Consider the following 18,766-nt stretch of genomic DNA (forward strand, 5'->3'; position numbering starts at 1 on the left):
AATGAAACGTTCCTGGCGGTTCATCGTCGGTTTCGGCGCGTTCGGCGCGTTGCTTACTTTTATGTTTTCGCTGTCGAACAATCCGTTCGGAACGACATTAACGCGAAGCTTGTACGCTTTTCTCGTTTTTACGGCGATCGCGGCCGTCGTGCGGGTCGTGCTCCCGCAAGCGTTGAGCCCGGCCGCCAATAGGATGGAGGCGAAGGAAGACCCGTCCCCGGAACCTAACGGGCGCGGAACGAATTTCGACGTCTCTACCCCCGACGAAGGGGAGTCGTTGACGGATTTACTGAAAGAGCAATGGGCGGGCGGAAAGCCTGATTCCGGCAGCGCCGGAGGCGGCTTCCAACCGTTGCAGCCGAAACGGTTAGTGTCGCTCGACAACCCGGATCCGGAGGAAGTGGTTCAGGCGATTCGGCGCCTGACGGACGAATAAGGAAGGTGAAGCAGCGATGGCCGATCAAACGCGTTCCCGGTTATCCCATCAAGAGGTATGGCAGCGTTGGAAAGAAAACAAAGATGCGGATGCGAGAAACACCCTGATCGAGCTTTATTTGCCGCTCGTGGACTATGTGTCCAGCCGAATGGCGGCCGGGTTGCCGAAAAACGTAACGAAGGACGATCTGGTCAGCAACGGCTCGATGGGCTTGATCGACGCGATCGAGAAGTTCGATTACCGTCGCGGGCTGCAATTCGAAACGTACGCTTCCTGGAGAATCCGCGGGGCTATCATCGACGGCCTCAGGCAAGGCGACTGGGTGCCGCGCTCCGTTCGTGACAAAGCGAAAAAAATGGAAGACGCTTATGCAGTACTGGAACAGAAACTGTTGCGTTCTGCTTCCGACGACGAAATATGCGCCTATTTGAACATAAGCGAAAAGGACTTTCAACAAATGCTGCAGGAGGTCGCCGTCGCCGCGGTCTTCTCTCTCGAAGACCCGATCCGGGACGAGGAATCGGAGACGCGTCTGACTTTGCTCGTCGACGATAAAGCGATCAATCCCGAATCGAAGGTTCACGAAACGTATTTGAAGGATTCCCTCAAGATCGGCATCGAGAAGCTGACGGCCAAGGAAAGAATCGTCGTCTCTTTGTTCTATTACGAGGACTTGTCTTTAAGCGAGATCGCGGAAGTCATGAGTTTGTCGCCGTCGCGAATCTCCCAGCTTCATTCGAAGGCGATCCTGAGATTGAGAGGCGCGCTCTCGAAGCATAGGGAGCAGCTTCTATACAATGGATAAGGAAAGGGGCTTTTACTAATGCCGGACCAAAGCCTGCCGATTGCGGAGAGTTTGCAAATCGCGATATCAGACGACAAGCTTAACGCGTTTCTCATTTTCAAGAAAGTCGAAGGAGAACTGAAATTCACGCCTCGCGAACTGGAACAATTTTTTCATTCGCAAGGCGTGAAATTCGGGCTCCAATCGGATACGATCGCTCTGATCGCGAAGAGACCTCAAGACTTCTATTTCTCGCAAAATCTCATAGCCGTCGGCACGTCCCCTCAAGCGGGCGTTGACGGCTACGTCAAAGTGCTTGTTGGCGAGAATAGCGAAGAGGAACGCCGTCCGTTGGAACGCGAGGATGGCACGGTCGACTATAAAGAGGTCACGCAGCTGCCGAACGTCAAGGCGGGGCAATTGATCGCCGAACGGATGCCCGCGCAGCCCGGCGTTCCGGGCAAGGCGGTTACCGGAGACGATATTCCTCCTAAAGAAGGAAAAGACGTTCAATTCAAAGTCGGCAAGAACGTCGTCGTCAACCCGGAGAAAATCGGCATGTACGCCGCGATCGACGGCATGGTCACGAAGACGGAAAAGGAAAAGCTGAACGTCTTCCCCGTTTTCGAAGTGAACGGGGACGTCGACTATAATATCGGCAATATCGATTTCGTCGGTACCGTCGTCGTGAGGGGCAACATTTTGACGGGGTTCCGCGTGAAGGCGTCCGGAGACATTCGCGTGACCGGCGGCATCGAAGGCGCGGACGTCGAATCGGACGGTTCGATCGAAATTTCCGGAGGCATCATCGGCAGCAACAAGGGTCTAGTGAAAGCCGGACGTAATGTTCGTTGTTCCTTCGTTCAGGAAGGCAACGTGATGGCGGGAGAAGAAGTCATCGTCTCGCAAAGCATCATGCATTCCAACGTCCGCGCGGGAAAATCCGTCAAATGCCTCGGAGCCAAAGGACTGATCGTCGGCGGTATCGTACAAGCCGGCGACCGGGTGACGGCCCGGATGATCGGCAACTCGATGTCGACGGCGACCGTCGTCGAAGTCGGCGTCCGTCCGGAGCTACGGCAGGAGCTTAACGATCTGAGGACAACAATGCGGCAATTAGCCGAAAACGCGGATAAGACGGAGAAAGCTCTCTCGATGCTCGATCAGATGGCGTCGATCGGACAATTGACCGCCGACAAATTGGCGCTCAGGGTCAAGTTGACGTCGACGAAGCGGCAAGCGGCCGAAGATTTGCGAATCGCGAAGGAGCGTATCCTCGAAATCGAAAAAACGCTCGAAGACGCGACGACGGCGAGAGTGGATGCCGTTCACACGTTGTGGGGAGGCACGAAAATCGTTATCGGCCGATACACGCGTTTCATCAAGGATGCGGCTCAACGAGTGTCTCTTCGGTTCTCCGAAGGCGAAATCATGATGGTTCCGTATTGACGGACATCCGATAGGCGAGGTGAACGGCCTTGAGCTACAAATCGATCGATTTGCAGGCTTCGCTTCCTCGGGCGATGGAAATGTCGCCATTGCAGCAACAACAGCAGCAACGTTCGGCGACCGAGCAATCGATGCTGGGCCAGCAGGCCGTCAAAGCTGCGGAGCATGAAGCGCATCGAAGCGGCAAGACGGAGTCGGCGACGAACGATACGATTTCGGACCGACAGCCCCGGGAGCGGGATCGCCGGCAATTATCGAAGTCGAAGAACAATCCGGGCGACGAAGAGGCCGAAGGGCCGAAAGCCGCGGAGCACCCGTACAAAGGCAAGCATATCGACTTCATGGGCTGACGCGCGTGGGCAAGAGAGGGGATTACAAGTGAGTCCTTGGATAAGCATCGTGTTGTTCGGAGCGGCGATCGCCGGTTATTCGTGGATGATGCCGAAGACGCCGGGCCGTGAAAAAGAATCGTCGTTCGTAAGCGAGGAAGCCTACAGCCAGTTGCTGGAGGATCTCGAAGCCGAGAACCGCGAACTCGTGGACGCGGTAGCGAAATTCAAAAGGGAGCAAGACGACACCGTGTCGCGTCTCGGACGCCGGATCGTCGATCTCGAACATGTAATGGAATCATGGGTACGTCGTTCGGCGGGCGCTCCTCAGCAGGAGCTTTTTGTCGCGTCTTCGGTCGAATCTCGGGAACCGGAAGCGGTAATCGCCGAAACAGGGGGAGAGCCCGAGGCTCGCCTTGCGGAGCCGGCTGCGACCGAGAAGAGTCCGCTCGCGGAACCGGATGCACCTGCGGAAACGATCGTGCCGCTTACCCTTCGAGGCAGATACCCGGAGCTGTTCGCGATGCACGACAACGGAAAATCGGTCGATCAGATCGCCAAAGAGTTCGGCATGAACAAAGGCGAAGTGCAATTGATTTTGCAGCTCGCGCGCCGGGAGGAACAACAGCATGCGTAAACACCGGAACTGGCTGATCGGGCTCGGCATCGGCATCATGCTCGGGTCGTCGATGCTCCAATTGATTACGTTCGCCAAGGACCAGACGGAAAGCGTCGCGGACGTCGCTTTGACCCGCGAGCAACTCAACGTCCAAGCGGAGAAAAACGGGCTTGTGTTGTTGACCGATGAAGAATTGCAGCAGCGGTTAGAGGAAGCGGCAACTGCCGCAAAGACGGGAGCCCAGGGAGAAGCAGGCAAGGCCGAACAGCCTTCGGCTTCGCCAAGCCCCGAGAAGGAGGCAGCGCCGGCTTCAGAGTCGCCGTCGCCGTCCGCAGCGGCGCCTAATCCGCCGGACGAGCCGGTAACCTCTCAATCGAACGACAAAGCGACTTTGTACATCGGCGCGGGCATGTCGCTGACGGAGGTCGCGAACGGTTTGAAAAAGCTCGGCATCGTGGACGACGCGAAGGATTTCGTCGAGCGGGCCCGCCCGATCGCCAAAAAGATGAACGTCGGCAACGCGATTTTCACGGGTAAACCGACCTACGATCAGATTATCGCGGAGCTCGTCCGCAAAAAAAGATAACATCGATTCGGCGTCTCGCAGCCGATCTCCGACTGTTTTTACATGTTTCGAGAGCGTCCCATTGCACGATAGTGTTGGATATGGTATAGTATTTCTCGGTGTAAAAAACACACGCTTTTCAATTCCGACAACGGTGCTTTCCGGTTCGACGGCGAGCTTTGGCGGAAAACGCGAAAGGCGGCGGAGATTCACCAAAACCATTAGGAGGTGCAGGAAGATGGCAGTCATTTCCATGAAACAACTGCTTGAAGCAGGGGTACATTTCGGTCACCAAACACGTCGTTGGAACCCGAAAATGGATAAGTACATCTTTACTGAACGTAACGGCATTTACATTATCGATTTGCAAAAAACGGTTAAGAAGGTAGACGAGGCGTATAACTTCGTTCGCCAACTGGCCGAAAACGGCGGCACGATGCTGTTCGTCGGAACGAAAAAACAAGCGCAAGATTCCGTTAAAGAGGAAGCCGAGCGTTCCGGTCAATACTACATCAACCAACGTTGGTTGGGCGGTACGTTGACGAACTTCTCGACGATCCAAAAACGTACGGACCGTTTGCACCAATTGGACAAATGGGAAAACGACGGCACTTTCGAAGTGCTGCCGAAAAAAGAAGTCATCATCCTTCGCAAAGAAAAAGAGCGCCTCGAGAAATTCCTCGGCGGCATCAAGCATATGCGCAAGCTGCCTGACGCTCTGTTCATCATCGACCCGCGCAAAGAGCGCATCGCGGTTGCGGAAGCTCGCAAATTGGGCATCCCGATCGTCGGCATCGTCGATACGAACTGCGATCCGGACGAAATCGACTACGTCATTCCGGGTAACGACGACGCGATCCGCGCCGTTAAACTCTTGACGGCGAAGATGGCTGACGCGATCATTGAATCCCGCCAAGGCGAAGAAACGACGGCTTAATCGCCGCCACATACAGCTAACGGTAAAGGGTGGTCAGAAGAGAACCTTCTCACCGCCCTTTTTTTCCAAAAAACATAAGACGGCCGAATCGGCCTAACTCTAGGAGGAATCCACATGGCAGTTAACGCAGCAGACGTGAAAACGCTCCGCGAAAGAACGGGAGCAGGAATGCTGGATTGCAAAAAAGCGCTCGAGGAAGCAAACGGCGATTTGACGAAAGCAGCCGAGCTGCTTCGCGAAAAAGGACTTTCCGCCGCAGCTAAAAAAGGCGACCGCGTCGCAACCGAAGGCATCGTCGAGTCTTACATCCACGCAGGCGGACGCATCGGCGTTCTCGTCGAAGTCAACTGCGAAACGGACTTCGTCGGCAAAACCGAGCAATTCCGTTCGTTCGTTAAAGACATCGCGATGCAAATCGCCGCGGCTAACCCTAAGTTCCTGAGCCGCGAAGAAGTGTCCCAAGCCGAGCTGGACAAAGAAAAAGAAATTCTCCGCAACCAAGCGCTGAACGAAGGCAAACCGGAGAAAATCGTCGACAAAATGGTCGAAGGCCGCATGCAAAAATACTATGAGGAAAACTGCCTCATGGAGCAAGCGTTCGTGAAGGACCAAGACAAAACGATCACGACGCTGTTGAACGAGAAAATCGCCGCGATCGGCGAGAAAATCTCCATCCGCAGATTCACTCGTTACGAGCTGGGCGAAGGCCTGGAGAAAAAAGTAGACAACTTCGTCGAGGAAGTCATGGCGCAAGTTAAACAATAAGATCGGTTTTACCCTTTCGGGAACACGGCGTGTTCCCTCTTTTTTAACCGTTCGGAGCGTATAGGTTTGACTGCTTATACCCCTTCGAACGCAACGCAAAGCTGATTCGCCGTCCGTGGACGGCGAAAGCGTGTTTGCTTGACCATCAGAACGGTTGGAGGTACAACAATTTGGAACGTCCCGTCTTTAAACGTGTAGTACTGAAGGTAAGCGGCGAATCGTTGTCCGGACCGAACGGTTACGGTATCGACGCGACGACGATCCTGTCGATCGCGGAGCAGATCAAGGAAGTGATCGAGCTCGGCGTCGAAGTGGCGATCGTGTGCGGCGGCGGCAACATCTGGCGCGGCATCGCAGGCAGCCAGAAGGGCATCGACCGCGCGACGGCCGATTACATGGGCATGTTGGCGACGGTCATGAATTCCCTGGCGCTTCAAGACGCGCTCGAACAGATGGACGTACCGAGTCGCGTTCAGACGTCGATCGCGATGCAACAAATCGCCGAGCCTTACATTCGCCGGCGCGCGATTCGTCACTTGGAGAAGGGACGCGTCGTCATTTTCGCGGCGGGCACGGGCAATCCGTTCTTCTCGACCGATACGACGGCAGCGCTTCGCGCGGCGGAAATCGAAGCTGAAGTGATTCTGATGGCAAAAAACAAAGTCGACGGCGTATACAGCGCGGATCCTTTCAAGGACGCGACGGCGGAGAAATACGAGCAACTGACGTACATGGACGTCTTGAACAAAAACTTGGGCGTCATGGACTCGACCGCATCCTCTCTCTGCATGGACAACAATATCCCGCTTCTCGTATTCGCGATTACCGAGAAAGGCAATATTAAACGTGCCGTCCTGGGCGAGAAGATCGGCACGATCGTAAAGGGGAGCATAGACTAATGCCGCAAGCGATCAAGAAAGACGCTGAAGAACGCATGGAGAAGGCGCTCGGCGCGTTGAAGCGCGACCTCCAAACGCTGCGCGCCGGCAAAGCATCGGCCGCGATGCTGGACCGCGTCCAAGCGGACTATTACGGAACGCCGACGCCGATCAACCAGATGGGCTCGGTCAATACGCCGGATTCCCGGACGATCATCATTACGCCATGGGACAAAACGGCTCTGGGCGCGATCGAAAAAGCGATCATGAAATCCGACGTCGGCCTGACGCCGGCGAACGACGGAACCATTATCCGCCTGGTCGTACCGCCGCTGACGGAAGAGCGACGCGCGGAGCTCGCCAAGTCGACGAAGAAATTCGGCGAGGAAGCGAAGGTCGCGATCCGCAACATTCGCCGCGACGCGAACGACGACATCAAGAAAAAAGAAAAGGGCGAGATTTCGGAGGACGAGTCCCGCCGCCATCAGGAAGACGTACAGAAAATGACCGACAAATACGTTGCCGAAGTGGATAAGATTCTTGTTGCCAAAGAGAAAGAAATCATGGAAGTGTAATTCTCGAGCGCAAGGCCCCTCCGAAAGGTGGGGTTTATTCTCTTTTGTTGAACCGGCGGAGTAGGGTTGCCCGCCTTTGGGGGGAACGGCAATGAGTGGGATCGGCAGATGGCTCCGCAAGCTGAAGTTCGGCGTCTTCACGGACGAAGGCCTTCGGCAAACGCAAGTGAAGTCGGAAGCCCTTCCGGAGGGCGACAACGTGCCGGAACACGTCGCCATCATCATGGACGGCAACGGCCGTTGGGCGAAAGCCCGCGGCTTGCCGAGGGTGGCGGGACACCATAACGGGATGAAGGCCGTCAAACGCGTGACGAAGGCGGCCGACCGTATCGGCGTCAAAGTGCTGACGTTGTACGCGTTCTCCACGGAAAACTGGAAGAGGCCGCAATCGGAAGTCGAATATATTATGAAGCTTCCCCAGGAATTCCTCTCGCTGGAGCTGGGCGAGTTGATCGAGAACAACGTCCAAGTCCGCATGATGGGGAGGCGCGAGCTTCTTCCCGTACATACGCTTGCCGCCATCGAGGAAGCGATCGAACGGACGAAGAACAATACCGGCCTTATTTTGAATTTCGCGTTGAACTACGGCAGCCGTCTCGAGATCGTCGACGCGGTCAAGGCGCTCGCGAAGCAAGCCGCCGCCGGAGAGCTGAACCCGGAGGACATCGGAGAAGCCGATATATGCGGGCAATTGCTTTCCAGCGGCCTTCGGGATCCGGACTTGCTGATCCGCACGAGCGGAGAGCTGAGATTGAGCAACTTCATGCTCTGGCAGCTCGCCTACAGCGAGTTCTGGTTCACGGACATGTACTGGCCGGAGTTCGACGAACAACATCTATACGACGCCGTTCGCGAATATCAGAGGCGCGCGCGTCGTTACGGGGGGCTTTGACACCATGGGTCAGCGGATCGTGACCGGCGTCGTCGCCGGCGCGGCTTTTATCGGCTTGCTTCTCGCGGGAGGCTGGTATTATACCGGACTCCTATTATTGCTTGCGTTGATCGGCTACTGGGAATACGCCAGACTGAACGGACAGCGCTGGACGAGGCTTGACGTGCTGATCGGGTTCGCGGCCGTCGCGCTTATCGCGCTTCCTCGGCTACCGTTCGATTGGGAAACGCCTTCGTTCGAGTCGGCGGCGTGGGTGCTGATGTTCTTGTTGCTTAGCGCGACGGTGTTCAGCAAAAACCGCATACAGCTCGAGCATGCGAGCGTGCTGTTTCTAGGGGCGATATACGTCGGTACGGGGTTTCATTACATGGCGGTCACGAGGGATCTCGAGCACGGGATCTTCTGGTCGGCGCTCACGTTCTTCTGCATCTGGGCATCCGACGCCGGCGCTTATTTCGTCGGCAAGGCGATCGGCAAGACGAAGCTGTGGCCGTCGATCAGCCCGAACAAGACGATCGAAGGCGCGCTCGGCGGTCTAGTCATCGCCATCGTCGTCGGACTCGCATTCGCGTATGTCCAATCGGATTGGCTCGGATACGGACAAGCTGCCCTCATCGGCTTGACGGCCTCGGTCGCCGGACAGCTGGGGGATCTCGTCCAGTCGGCGTACAAGCGATTCCGCGGCGTCAAGGACTCCGGGCAGCTGTTGCCGGGCCACGGCGGCGTGCTCGACCGGACGGATAGCTGGCTGATCGTGTTCCCGCTCGTCCATATGCTCGGGTTGCTGACGATGTAGCTCAATTAATTACATAACAAAAGTTCAAAAAGTTCGGTTTTCAGCACCGAGAAGATTGAAAGAAGCTAGGGAATGAGGAAAGGAGCGTAGGCAAACCTACGTGAGTACCGGAAGTCCCGGCTGAATTCAAGATTCGACGTCGAAACAGCTTCTCGAATTTACTTCGTGATCAAAATCGGACTTTTTGAACCACCACAACAAATAAAGTTCAAAAAGTTCGGTTTTCAGCACCGAGAAGATTGAAAGTAGCTAGGGAATGAGGAACGGAGCGTAGGCAAACCTACGTGAGTACCGGAAGTCCCGGCTGAATTCAAGATTCGACGTCGAAACAGCTTCTCGAATTTACTTCGTGATCAAAATCGGACTTTTTGAACCACCTCTAGCAAGCGGGGGAACGACTATGAGAAAAATCGCGGTACTAGGAAGCACCGGTTCCATCGGGACGCAGACGTTGGACGTCGTTTCCCGGATGCCGGACGAGTTCGAAGTCGTTGGACTGGCGGCCGGGAACAACGTCGACCTGCTGCTCGAGCAAGTCCGGGCGTTTAAGCCGAAATGGGTATCCGCCGGCAACGAGACGCTGGCGGATCGCATTCGCGCGGAAGTGCCGTCCGGCGTGCGCGTTCTGTCCGGCGAGTCGGGATTGACGGAAATCGCGTCCCGTTCCGGGGCGGATTACGTCGTCTGTTCGCTCGTCGGAAGCCTCGGGCTCAAATCGACGCTGGCCGCGATCGAGGCGGGCGCCGACATCGGGCTCGCGAACAAAGAATCGCTCGTCACGGCCGGCCATCTCGTCATGGACAAGGCCAAGAGCAAAGGCGTGTCCGTTCTTCCGATCGACAGCGAGCATTCCGCCATTTTCCAATGCTTAAACGGCGAAGACGTCTCGGCTATCCGCAGACTGATCGTGACCGCCTCCGGCGGCAGCTTCCGCCATCTGGGCAGGGAAGCGCTGGCCGGCGTAACGGTCGAAGACGCCTTGAAGCATCCGAACTGGAGCATGGGCGCCAAAATCACGATCGATTCGGCGACGATGGTCAACAAGGGGCTCGAAGTCATCGAGGCCCATTGGCTGTTCGGCTTGCCTTACGATCGGATCGACGTCATGCTCCATCCCGAAAGCATCGTTCATTCGATGGTCGAATTCGTCGACACTAGCGTCATGGCTCAGCTCGGCAATCCGGACATGCGCGTGCCGATTCAATACGCGCTTACTTATCCGCAACGCGCGGTATCGCCGGCGTCGCCTCTGGATCTGCTCAAACAAGGCACGTTAAACTTCAAGCCGATGGACTTCGATCGCTACCCGTGCCTGCGGCTCGCGTACGAAGCCGGACGAAGCGGCGGCACGGCGACGACCGTCTACAGCGCCGCCAACGAAGTGGCCGTCGCCCGCTTCCTGCGCAAGGAAATCCCTTTTCTCGCCATCGAGAGCATCATCGAAAACGTGCTTTCCAAGCATGCCGGCATCCCCGCCCCCGACCTGGAAACGATATTGGAGACGGACGCATGGGCCCGTTCGGAGGCGTCCGCGAGCGAAGTTTAGGCGCCGGGTATTCTCTTGTAACGGCTCGGAGAATAATGTTAATCTAAGGACAGCCGTTCGCTCGGTATGAAGGGGTTGAAATGATGGGAAATATCCAGGTCGCGTTATTGACCGTGCTCATGTTCTTCTTGCTTGTCTCGCTGCATGAATGGGGACATTTCTACTTCGCGCGGAGGGCCGGCATTCTCGTGCGCGAATTCGCGATCGGCTTCGGTCCGAAGCTTTTTTCCATCAAACGCGGGGAAACCCGTTACACGTTAAGATTGCTGCCGATCGGCGGATTCGTCCGCATGGCGGGGGAAGATCCCGAGATCGTCGAAGTGCAGACCGGGCAGACGCTCGCCGTACGCGCGAAAGACGGTCTCGTGACGAGAATTTACTTGGATAAGCTGGACGAAAGGTCCGGCACGGGCGTCTTCAGCGGTGAAGTAACGTCGATCGATTTGGAGAACAAATTGTTCATCGCCCTGGACGTAGACGGGGAAATCGAGAAGTATGCCGTCCATCCGCAGGCGCTCGTCATCGCGAGAGGCCGGGAGACGCAGATCGCGCCTCTGGACCGCCAGTTCGGACATAAGCCGGTAGGCAAGAGAGCTCTTTCGATCGTCGCCGGTCCGGTCATGAACTTCCTTCTCGCGTTCGTGTTGTTCGGCTTGTATTTCGTTTTGCAAGGCGTGCCTTCTGAAACTTCCTCAAAGGTGTTCGTTTCCCAAATCAGCGGAGGAGGACCGGCAGATCGCGGCGGACTCCATAGCGATGATTGGGTGAAATCGATCAACGGGCAAGAAATAGGAGGGGATGTCGAAAGCGCCATCGCTCAAATCAAATCATCCCCCGGCAAACAAATGACTTGGGTAGTTGATCGGGACAGCAAGTTATTGACATTAAAAATTACCCCGGATGCAAAGACAGGCCTGATCGGAATAGCATTTGTCGGTGAGTATCGGAAGACGGGAACGTTGGAAACCATTCGATTGTCCGGAGAGGCGATGAAGTATACGACCGAAATGATTTTCCAAGGTTTCCGCAAAATCGTTTTCGGCGAAGTGAAGTTAGATGATCTTGGAGGACCTGTTAAGACGACTCAAATGACCGTGCAGATCGCAAAGGAAGGCCTTCCGGATTTGACAAGGTGGGCCGCGATTCTCAGTCTCTACTTGGGCATCTTTAATCTGTTGCCGATTCCCGCGCTCGACGGCAGCCGTTTGCTGTTCCTCGGACTGGAAGCGGTGAGGGGCAGGCCGATCGATCCGAACCGCGAAAGCATGGTGCACTTGATCGGCTTCGCGATGCTCATGCTGCTCATGATCGTCGTCACTTACAACGATATTATCGGCTTGGTCAGGGATTAAACCGCTTGCGGCCTAACGGCGCATAAGCGTATCGCAAGATTTTACGTAGGAGTTGGAGAAACCGTCATGTCGAAGGATAAAGCGTTCGTTACGGAAATTACGCCCCAGAGCGAAGATTTTTCCCGTTGGTATATCGACGTCATCAAGAAGGCCGAGTTGATGGATTACTCGCCGGTTCGCGGGTGTATCGTCTTCCGTCCGGAGGGCTACGAGCTGTGGGAGAACATCCAGAAAGATCTCGACCGCCGGTTCAAAGAAACGGGACACCGCAACGCGTACTTCCCGCTGTTCATTCCGGAGAGCTTCTTCCAGAAGGAAAAGGAGCACGTCGAGGGATTTAATCCCGAGCTTCCTTTCGTAACGGAGGCGGGCGGCGAGCCGCTCGAAGAGAAGCTGGCGATTCGGCCGACCTCGGAAACGATGTTCGGGCATATGTACGCGAAATGGATCAACTCATACCGTGATCTGCCGATGTTGATCAACCAATGGGCGAACGTCGTCCGTTGGGAGAAAAGAACGCTCCCGTTCCTGCGGACGAGCGAGTTCCTCTGGCAGGAGGGGCATACGGCGCACGAGGACGAGGCGGATGCCCGCCGCGAGACGATGCAAATGCTGGACGTCTACACCGAATTCGTCGAGAGCGTGCTCGCGATTCCGGTCATCCGCGGCCAAAAGACGCCTTCGGAGCGATTCGCCGGCGCGGTCGACACGTATTCCATCGAGGCGATGATGAAGGACGGACGCGCGGTTCAAGCCGGTACGTCCCATTACCTCGGCACGAAATTCGCCGTCGCGTTCGACATCAAATATCTCGACCGTGAGAACACGCAGCAATATTGCCATACGACCTCCTGGGGCGTGAGTACGCGCCTCATCGGCGCGCTGATCATGGTGCACGGCGACGACCGCGGTCTCGTCATGCCGCCGAAAGTGGCGCCGACGCAAGTCGTCATGATTCCGATCGGTCCTCCGAAGACGCGCGAAGTCGTTATCGGGAAGACGGACGATCTGTTCGCTCAGCTGAAGGCGGCGGGCGTCCGCGTCCGCGTCGACGACCGGGCGGACGTGTCGCCGGGCTGGAAGTTCAACGAGTACGAGATGAGAGGCATTCCGCTACGCTTGGAGCTCGGACCGCGCGACCTGGAGAACGGACAATGCGTGCTCGTCTCCCGCGTGACCGGAGAAAAGAAATCCGTTCCGCTGGACAACATCGTGGTCGAAGTTCAAGCGATGCTCGAGCAAATCCACGCCGAGATGTTCGATCGCGCGAAGAGCTTCCGCGAGGAAAACTTCTTCTCCGTCGACACGTTGGACGAGTTCAAGTCCGCGATGGAGGAGAGACGCGGATTCGCGCTGGCCGGATGGTGCGGTTCCGACGCTTGCGAAACGCAGGTGAAGACGGAAACCGGCGCGACGAGCCGGAACATTCCGTTCGAGCCTTCCGAAACGAAGACGAAGTGCCTCGTCTGCGGAGAAGAGTCGAAGCATACGGTCGTATTCGCGAGGGCTTATTAATCTTGTGCCTTTCATTCGATGGTGAAAGAGGGGGATGTATCTCCTGGAGGAACGAAGTGTCCGCCTTTGCAATCTTGAACTCTCCTTGTCGCGAGTTTACAAATTCAGAGTTCAAGATTGCAACCCGCGGCCGGAAGGAGATACTTCCCACGTCAAAACTTCCATCGTTAAGAGGTTCTGCCCCGCCTTCTCTATTGAAGGTAAGCCCCCGTTCAGTTAAAATAATAGACAAAGCGCAAACGATAGCTTCCGGGCTTTTTCACGGAAGCTTTTCTATTTACGGGGTTCACGGACGAGGAGAGAGGAATGAAGCGATGCAGCCGACGAACGACGGACGCAAGAGATTCGAGGTGCTGCTGCAGCAGGCCGAACTGCCGACCGAATGGCTAAGCCAGCATTTTCGTGACGGGCAGATCGAGAAGGTGGAAATCAGCCGGTCGCGCAAAGAGTGGACGATACATACGGCCAAAGAGGCGTTGCTTCCGAAGACGATCTACGCGGGATTCGTCGAGCGGGTGAAGGCGAAGCTCGGACATGTCGCAGACATTACCCACGTGTTGCGGTACGGAAGCCAAGTGACGACGGAGCAAATCGTGCGGGAATATTGGCCGCTCTTCATCGAATGGATGCAGCGCGAGGTCGCCTCCGTCAACGGCTGGTTGGCCAAAGCGGAGCTCGAGTTCGACAAGGATATCGTTACGATCGCGCTTCTGAACGAGACGAATCTCGGACTCGCGCGCAAGAAGGAGCTCGACACGCAGGCGGTACGATATTACGAGATGAGGTTCGACCGCTCGCTGCGAATCAAGATGACGGTCGGCGAGACGAAGCCGGACACGTATAACGATTTCGCGCAGAAGATCGAACAGGAGAACCGGGCCGCGATCGAGCAGATCATGGCGAGCGCGCGGGAAGAAACGCCGGTCGAGGAAGGCGAACCGCCGCAGGTGCTCGCGCACGGTTACGAAATCAAGGAACCGGCGATGCCGATTCAGGAAATACGCGAGGAAGAGAAGAAAGTGACCGTGCAGGGGGCGGTGTTCGGCCTCGAGACGAAGGAGCTTCGGACGGGCAGCACGCTGTTCACTTTTTCCGTAACGGACTTCTCCGATTCGCTGTCTTGCAAAGTGTTCGGCAAAAACAAAGAAGATATTAAGATGCTTAGCCTGCTCGCGAACGGCAAATGGGTAAAGCTGCGGGGCAAAATCGAATACGACCGGTTTCTCAATCCGCCGGAACTCGTCATGTTCCCGAACGACATCCGCGAAATCGTCGCGCCCCCCGAGCCGAAGGACACGGCCGATGAGAAACGCGTCGAGTTTCATCTGCACACGACGATGAGCACGATGGACGCGGTCACGCCGGTGGACGTCTATATTAAGACGGCGGCCAAATGGGGGCACAAGGCGATCGCGATCACCGACCACGCGAACGTTCAGTGCTACCCGGAAGCGGCGAAGGCCGGCAAGAAGCACGGCATCAAGGTGTTGTTCGGCGTCGAAGCGAACGTCGTCAACGACGCGGTGCCGATGGTCATCCAGCCCCGCGAGCAAAGCTTGACCGACGCCGAATACGTCGTGTTCGATATCGAGACGACGGGATTGTCGGTCACGGACAACAAAATCATCGAGCTTGCGGGCATCAAAATGAAGAACGGGCAGGAAACGGATCGATACTCGACGTTCGTCAACCCGCACGAGCCGATTCCGTATAACATTCAGCAGTTGACGAACATCACCGACGACATGGTACGGGACGCGCCGGAGCTCGAGCCGAAGCTGAGAGAGTTCGTCGAATTCGTCGGAGACGCCGTTCTCGTCGCGCACAACGCGCGCTTCGATATCGGATTTATCCAGGAAAACCTGAAGCGAATCGGGGAGCCGCCATTGCCGAATCCGGCGCTCGACACGCTCGAGCTCGCCCGATTTCTCCACCCGACGATGAAGAACCACCGATTGAACACGCTCGCATCGCTGTACAAGGTTTCTCTCGAGAACCATCACCGGGCGATCGACGACACGATCGCTCTCGGCGGCATTTTGATCGGCTTGCTGAAGGACGCGCTCGATCGGGGAGTGACCGAGCTTCGCCAACTGAACGAGGTCAACGTCAACAGCTGGAAGACGACGCGTCCGTTCCATTGCGGCATCTACGCGCTGAACGCCGTCGGCAAGAAAAATTTGTTCAAGCTGATCTCGTTGTCGCATACCGAGTATTTGAACCGGATGGCTTGCATTCCGAAGAGCAAACTCGTGGAGCATCGCGAAGGCCTTCTTGTCATCTCCGGCTGCGAAAAGGGCGAATTGTTCGAGACGGTGCTCAACAAGTCGCTGGAGGAAGCGGAAGAAATCGCGGAATTCTACGACGTGCTCGAAATCCAACCGATCGACTTTTACATGCATTTGCTGGACAAGGGGCTCGTCTCGAGCCGGGCCGCGCTCGAAGAAGCGCTTCGCCGGATCGTGCGCATCGGCGAGAAGCTGACGAAGCCTGTCATCGCGACGGGCAACGTCCATTACTTGATTCCGAGAGAGAAAATATTCCGCGATATTACGATTCACGGCATTACCGGCTTCAGCCCGCTCAAAGACCAGCGCAAGCCGGACGCCCACTTCCGCACGACGGCGGAAATGCTCGAAGCCTTCCAGTTTCTCGGCGCGGACAAGGCGCGGGAAGTCGTCGTGACGAACACGTCGGAGCTCGCGGACCGGTTCGAACCGTTCGATATGTTCCCTAGCAAGGGAGGTCCCGCGGAGAACGGGTTGTTCTCCCCGATCATCGACGGTGCCGACGAGGAGATCCGATCCACGTGTTACGAGACGGCGAAATCGATGTACGGAGAAGAGTTGCCCGAAGTCGTGACCGCGCGGCTCGAGAAGGAGCTCGTTCCGATCATCAAGTTCGGATTCTCGGCCAACTATCTCATATCCGAGAAGCTCGTTAAAAAATCGAACCAAGACGGATATCTCGTCGGTTCGCGGGGATCGGTCGGCTCTTCCGTCGTCGCGACGTTCCTCGGCATCTCCGAAGTCAATCCGCTCCCCGCCCATTACTTGTGCCGCAATTCCGAATGCAAGCACAGCGAATGGTTCCTCGACGGCAGCGTGCCGAGCGGCTTCGACTTGCCGGACAAGACGTGTCCCCACTGCGGCACGATCATGCGGGGAGAAGGGCAGGATATCCCGTTCGAGACGTTCCTCGGATTCAAGGGAGACAAAGTTCCCGATATCGACTTGAACTTCTCGGGCCATTATCAACCGCACGCCCATAACTACACGAAAGTGCTGTTCGGGGAAAAAAGGGTGTTCCGCGCGGGCACGATCGGCACGGTCGCGGAGAAGACGGCATTCGGCTTCACGAAGAAATACGAAGAAGAGCACGGCAAATCGTGGCGCGGAGCGGAGCTGAACCGGCTCGCCGCCGGTTGCACGGGCGTCAAGCGCAGCACCGGCCAGCATCCCGGGGGCATCGTCGTCGTTCCGGACTATATCGACGTCGAAGACGTGACGCCGGTACAGTACCCGGCCGACGACAAAAACTCCGAATGGCAAACGACGCACTTCGATTACCACGCGTTCGAAGCGAATTTGCTCAAGCTCGATATTCTCGGGCACGACGACCCGACGATGATGCGGATGCTGCAGGATTTGACCGGCATCGATCCGACGACGATTCCGATGAACGACCCGAAAGTCATGAGCTTGTTCAACTCGGTCGAAGCGCTCGGCGTATCGCCGCAGAAGATCCGCTCGAACGTCGCGACGTTCGGCGTGCCGGAGATGGGCACAAGGTTCGTGCGTCAGATGCTCGAGGAGACGAAGCCGTCCTCGTTCGCCGACTTGCTTCAAATCTCGGGTCTGTCCCACGGAACGGGCGTATGGCTCGGCAACGCGCAAGAACTGATCAAGAACGGCACTTGCACGATCAAGACCGTTATCGGTTGCCGGGACGACATCATGTTGTTTCTTATTTATAAGGCGGGCATGGACGCGTCGCTCGCGTTCAAGATTACGGAAAGCGTCCGTAAAGGCAAAGGGCTGACGCCGGAGTGGATCGAGGAAATGAAAAGGTGCAAAGTGCCGCAATGGTACATCGATTCCTGCCTGCGCATCGAGTACATGTTCCCGAAAGCCCATGCTTCGGCTTACGTCATCTCGGCCGTTCGGACGGCATTCTTCAAATTGTATTATCCGATCCAATATTACGCGACTTATTATTCGGTACGCGCCGCCGACTTCGACGTCGAGCTGTTCTGCCAAGGCTACGACGCGATTCTGAAAATGCTTCTCGAAATCGAGGAGAAGGGTTTCCAGGCGACGACGAAAGAGAAAAACATGATTTCCATTCTGGAGATGGGGCTGGAGATGACGGCGCGCGGGTTCAAGTTCAAATCGGTCGACCTTTACCGGTCCGAAGCGACCCGGTTCATCATCGACGGCGACAGCCTTATTCCTCCGTTCGGCGCCATCGCGGGCGTCGGGGAGAACGCGGCGCGCAACATCGCGGCGTCCCGGGAAGACGGCGATTACCTGTCGATCGAAGACTTCCAGCAACGGTCCAAAGCGAGCAAAACGATCGTCGAGCTGTTGACCGGTCTCGGCACGTTCCGCGGCTTGCCGGAATCCAACCAGCTCATGCTGTTCTAGGGAAGCGGCGGAAGAGCAGGAAAGTTGTAGTTGCCAGCCTCGTCAAGATTATGTTATATTATTTTTGGTAATCATGTGGATAACACTGTCTGCAGAAGAGTGGGGAAACCCACTCTTTCCGTTTTGTCTGCGGCTATTTTGCGTTATGCGAAATGGAAGGGTATGCGGAACGGAGAGGCAATCCATTTGTAGCATCGGGAGGTCAACCCATTTGAATTCGACGCAAATCAAGTCCATCGTGGAAAACTTTTCTTCTTCTTATATGGAAGAGAACGGGTTCGAACTGGTGGACGTGGAGTACGTGAAGGAAGGCAGCAACTGGTTTCTGCGCGTTTACGTGGACAAGGAAGGCGGCATCGACATCGACGATTGCGGCATCGTTTCCGAGTTCGTCAGCGCGAAATTGGATGAGCTGGATCCGATCGAGGAAGCGTACTTCTTGGAAGTCAGCTCTCCGGGCGCCGAAAGGCCGCTCAAGAAAGCCGAGGACGTCGCGAAAGCGGTCGGAAAGCACGTATTCGTGACGACCTACGAGAAAATCGACGGAGCGAAAGAGTTCGAAGGACGCTTGGACGGATTCGACGGGACGACGCTGAACGTGACGGTAGGGCGGCGCAAGCATGCCATTCCTTACGACAAAGTGGCTTCCGCGCGGCTGGCCATCGTTTTCTAAATATTTTTG

The 18,766-nt window shown here is 56.3% G+C and carries 17 protein-coding genes; all 17 read left to right on the plus strand.

Annotated elements, in window-relative coordinates:
• Window position 1: 1 nt before the first annotated feature.
• The gene (locus tag ACFPPD_RS25485) at window positions 2-436 is read left to right on the plus strand and encodes a hypothetical protein (protein ID WP_209746836.1); all 435 of its coding nucleotides are present in this window, start codon (window positions 2-4) and stop codon (window positions 434-436) included.
• A 16-nt stretch (window positions 437-452) separates the two neighbouring features.
• Entirely contained in the window at window positions 453-1,241 is a 789-nt protein-coding gene (locus ACFPPD_RS25490) for a FliA/WhiG family RNA polymerase sigma factor (protein WP_209746834.1), read from the plus strand.
• Between the two features lie 18 nt (window positions 1,242-1,259).
• Window positions 1,260-2,669 (plus strand): FapA family protein, encoded by a 1,410-nt coding sequence (locus tag ACFPPD_RS25495; protein ID WP_209746832.1) that lies wholly within the window; start codon window positions 1,260-1,262, stop codon window positions 2,667-2,669.
• A gap of 29 nt (window positions 2,670-2,698) precedes the next feature.
• Complete coding sequence (locus tag ACFPPD_RS25500) at window positions 2,699-3,019, plus strand: hypothetical protein (RefSeq protein WP_209746830.1); 321 nt, start codon at window positions 2,699-2,701, stop codon at window positions 3,017-3,019.
• Between the two features lie 28 nt (window positions 3,020-3,047).
• On the plus strand, window positions 3,048-3,635 hold the full coding sequence (locus ACFPPD_RS25505; RefSeq protein WP_209746828.1) for a hypothetical protein: 588 nt from the start codon (window positions 3,048-3,050) through the stop codon (window positions 3,633-3,635).
• Complete coding sequence (locus ACFPPD_RS25510) at window positions 3,628-4,203, plus strand: hypothetical protein (protein ID WP_209746826.1); 576 nt, start codon at window positions 3,628-3,630, stop codon at window positions 4,201-4,203. Before ACFPPD_RS25505 ends, ACFPPD_RS25510 begins: the two co-directional genes overlap by 8 nt.
• Window positions 4,204-4,420: 217 nt before the next feature.
• Window positions 4,421-5,119 (plus strand): 30S ribosomal protein S2, encoded by a 699-nt coding sequence (gene rpsB / locus ACFPPD_RS25515; RefSeq protein WP_209746824.1) that lies wholly within the window; start codon window positions 4,421-4,423, stop codon window positions 5,117-5,119.
• Window positions 5,120-5,233: 114 nt separating this feature from the next.
• On the plus strand, window positions 5,234-5,884 hold the full coding sequence (gene tsf, locus ACFPPD_RS25520; protein WP_209746823.1) for a translation elongation factor Ts: 651 nt from the start codon (window positions 5,234-5,236) through the stop codon (window positions 5,882-5,884).
• A 170-nt stretch (window positions 5,885-6,054) separates the two neighbouring features.
• Window positions 6,055-6,783, plus strand: coding sequence for a UMP kinase (pyrH, locus tag ACFPPD_RS25525; protein ID WP_209746821.1), 729 nt, complete (start codon window positions 6,055-6,057; stop codon window positions 6,781-6,783).
• Window positions 6,783-7,337 (plus strand): ribosome recycling factor, encoded by a 555-nt coding sequence (gene frr / locus ACFPPD_RS25530; RefSeq protein ID WP_209746819.1) that lies wholly within the window; start codon window positions 6,783-6,785, stop codon window positions 7,335-7,337. The genes pyrH and frr overlap by 1 nt, the downstream gene beginning before the upstream one ends.
• 91 nt (window positions 7,338-7,428) lie before the next feature.
• Window positions 7,429-8,229: an isoprenyl transferase gene (locus tag ACFPPD_RS25535; protein WP_209746817.1), complete on the plus strand. Its 801-nt coding sequence runs from the start codon at window positions 7,429-7,431 to the stop codon at window positions 8,227-8,229.
• Between the two features lie 4 nt (window positions 8,230-8,233).
• Complete coding sequence (locus tag ACFPPD_RS25540; RefSeq protein ID WP_209746815.1) at window positions 8,234-9,025, plus strand: phosphatidate cytidylyltransferase; 792 nt, start codon at window positions 8,234-8,236, stop codon at window positions 9,023-9,025.
• A gap of 400 nt (window positions 9,026-9,425) precedes the next feature.
• Entirely contained in the window at window positions 9,426-10,571 is a 1,146-nt protein-coding gene (locus ACFPPD_RS25545; protein ID WP_209746813.1) for a 1-deoxy-D-xylulose-5-phosphate reductoisomerase, read from the plus strand.
• Between the two features lie 83 nt (window positions 10,572-10,654).
• Window positions 10,655-11,923: an RIP metalloprotease RseP gene (gene rseP / locus ACFPPD_RS25550; protein WP_209746811.1), complete on the plus strand. Its 1,269-nt coding sequence runs from the start codon at window positions 10,655-10,657 to the stop codon at window positions 11,921-11,923.
• Window positions 11,924-11,989: 66 nt separating this feature from the next.
• Window positions 11,990-13,438, plus strand: a complete 1,449-nt coding sequence (proS, locus tag ACFPPD_RS25555; protein ID WP_209746809.1) for a proline--tRNA ligase — start codon at window positions 11,990-11,992, stop codon at window positions 13,436-13,438.
• 314 nt (window positions 13,439-13,752) lie between these two features.
• Window positions 13,753-18,084 (plus strand): PolC-type DNA polymerase III, encoded by a 4,332-nt coding sequence (locus ACFPPD_RS25560; protein ID WP_209746807.1) that lies wholly within the window; start codon window positions 13,753-13,755, stop codon window positions 18,082-18,084.
• 211 nt (window positions 18,085-18,295) lie between these two features.
• The gene (gene rimP / locus ACFPPD_RS25565; RefSeq protein ID WP_209746805.1) at window positions 18,296-18,757 is read left to right on the plus strand and encodes a ribosome maturation factor RimP; all 462 of its coding nucleotides are present in this window, start codon (window positions 18,296-18,298) and stop codon (window positions 18,755-18,757) included.
• Window positions 18,758-18,766 lie beyond the last annotated feature (9 nt).

It is taken from the genome of Cohnella suwonensis (genome assembly GCF_042655365.1).
Taxonomy (GTDB): domain Bacteria; phylum Bacillota; class Bacilli; order Paenibacillales; family Paenibacillaceae; genus Cohnella; species Cohnella suwonensis.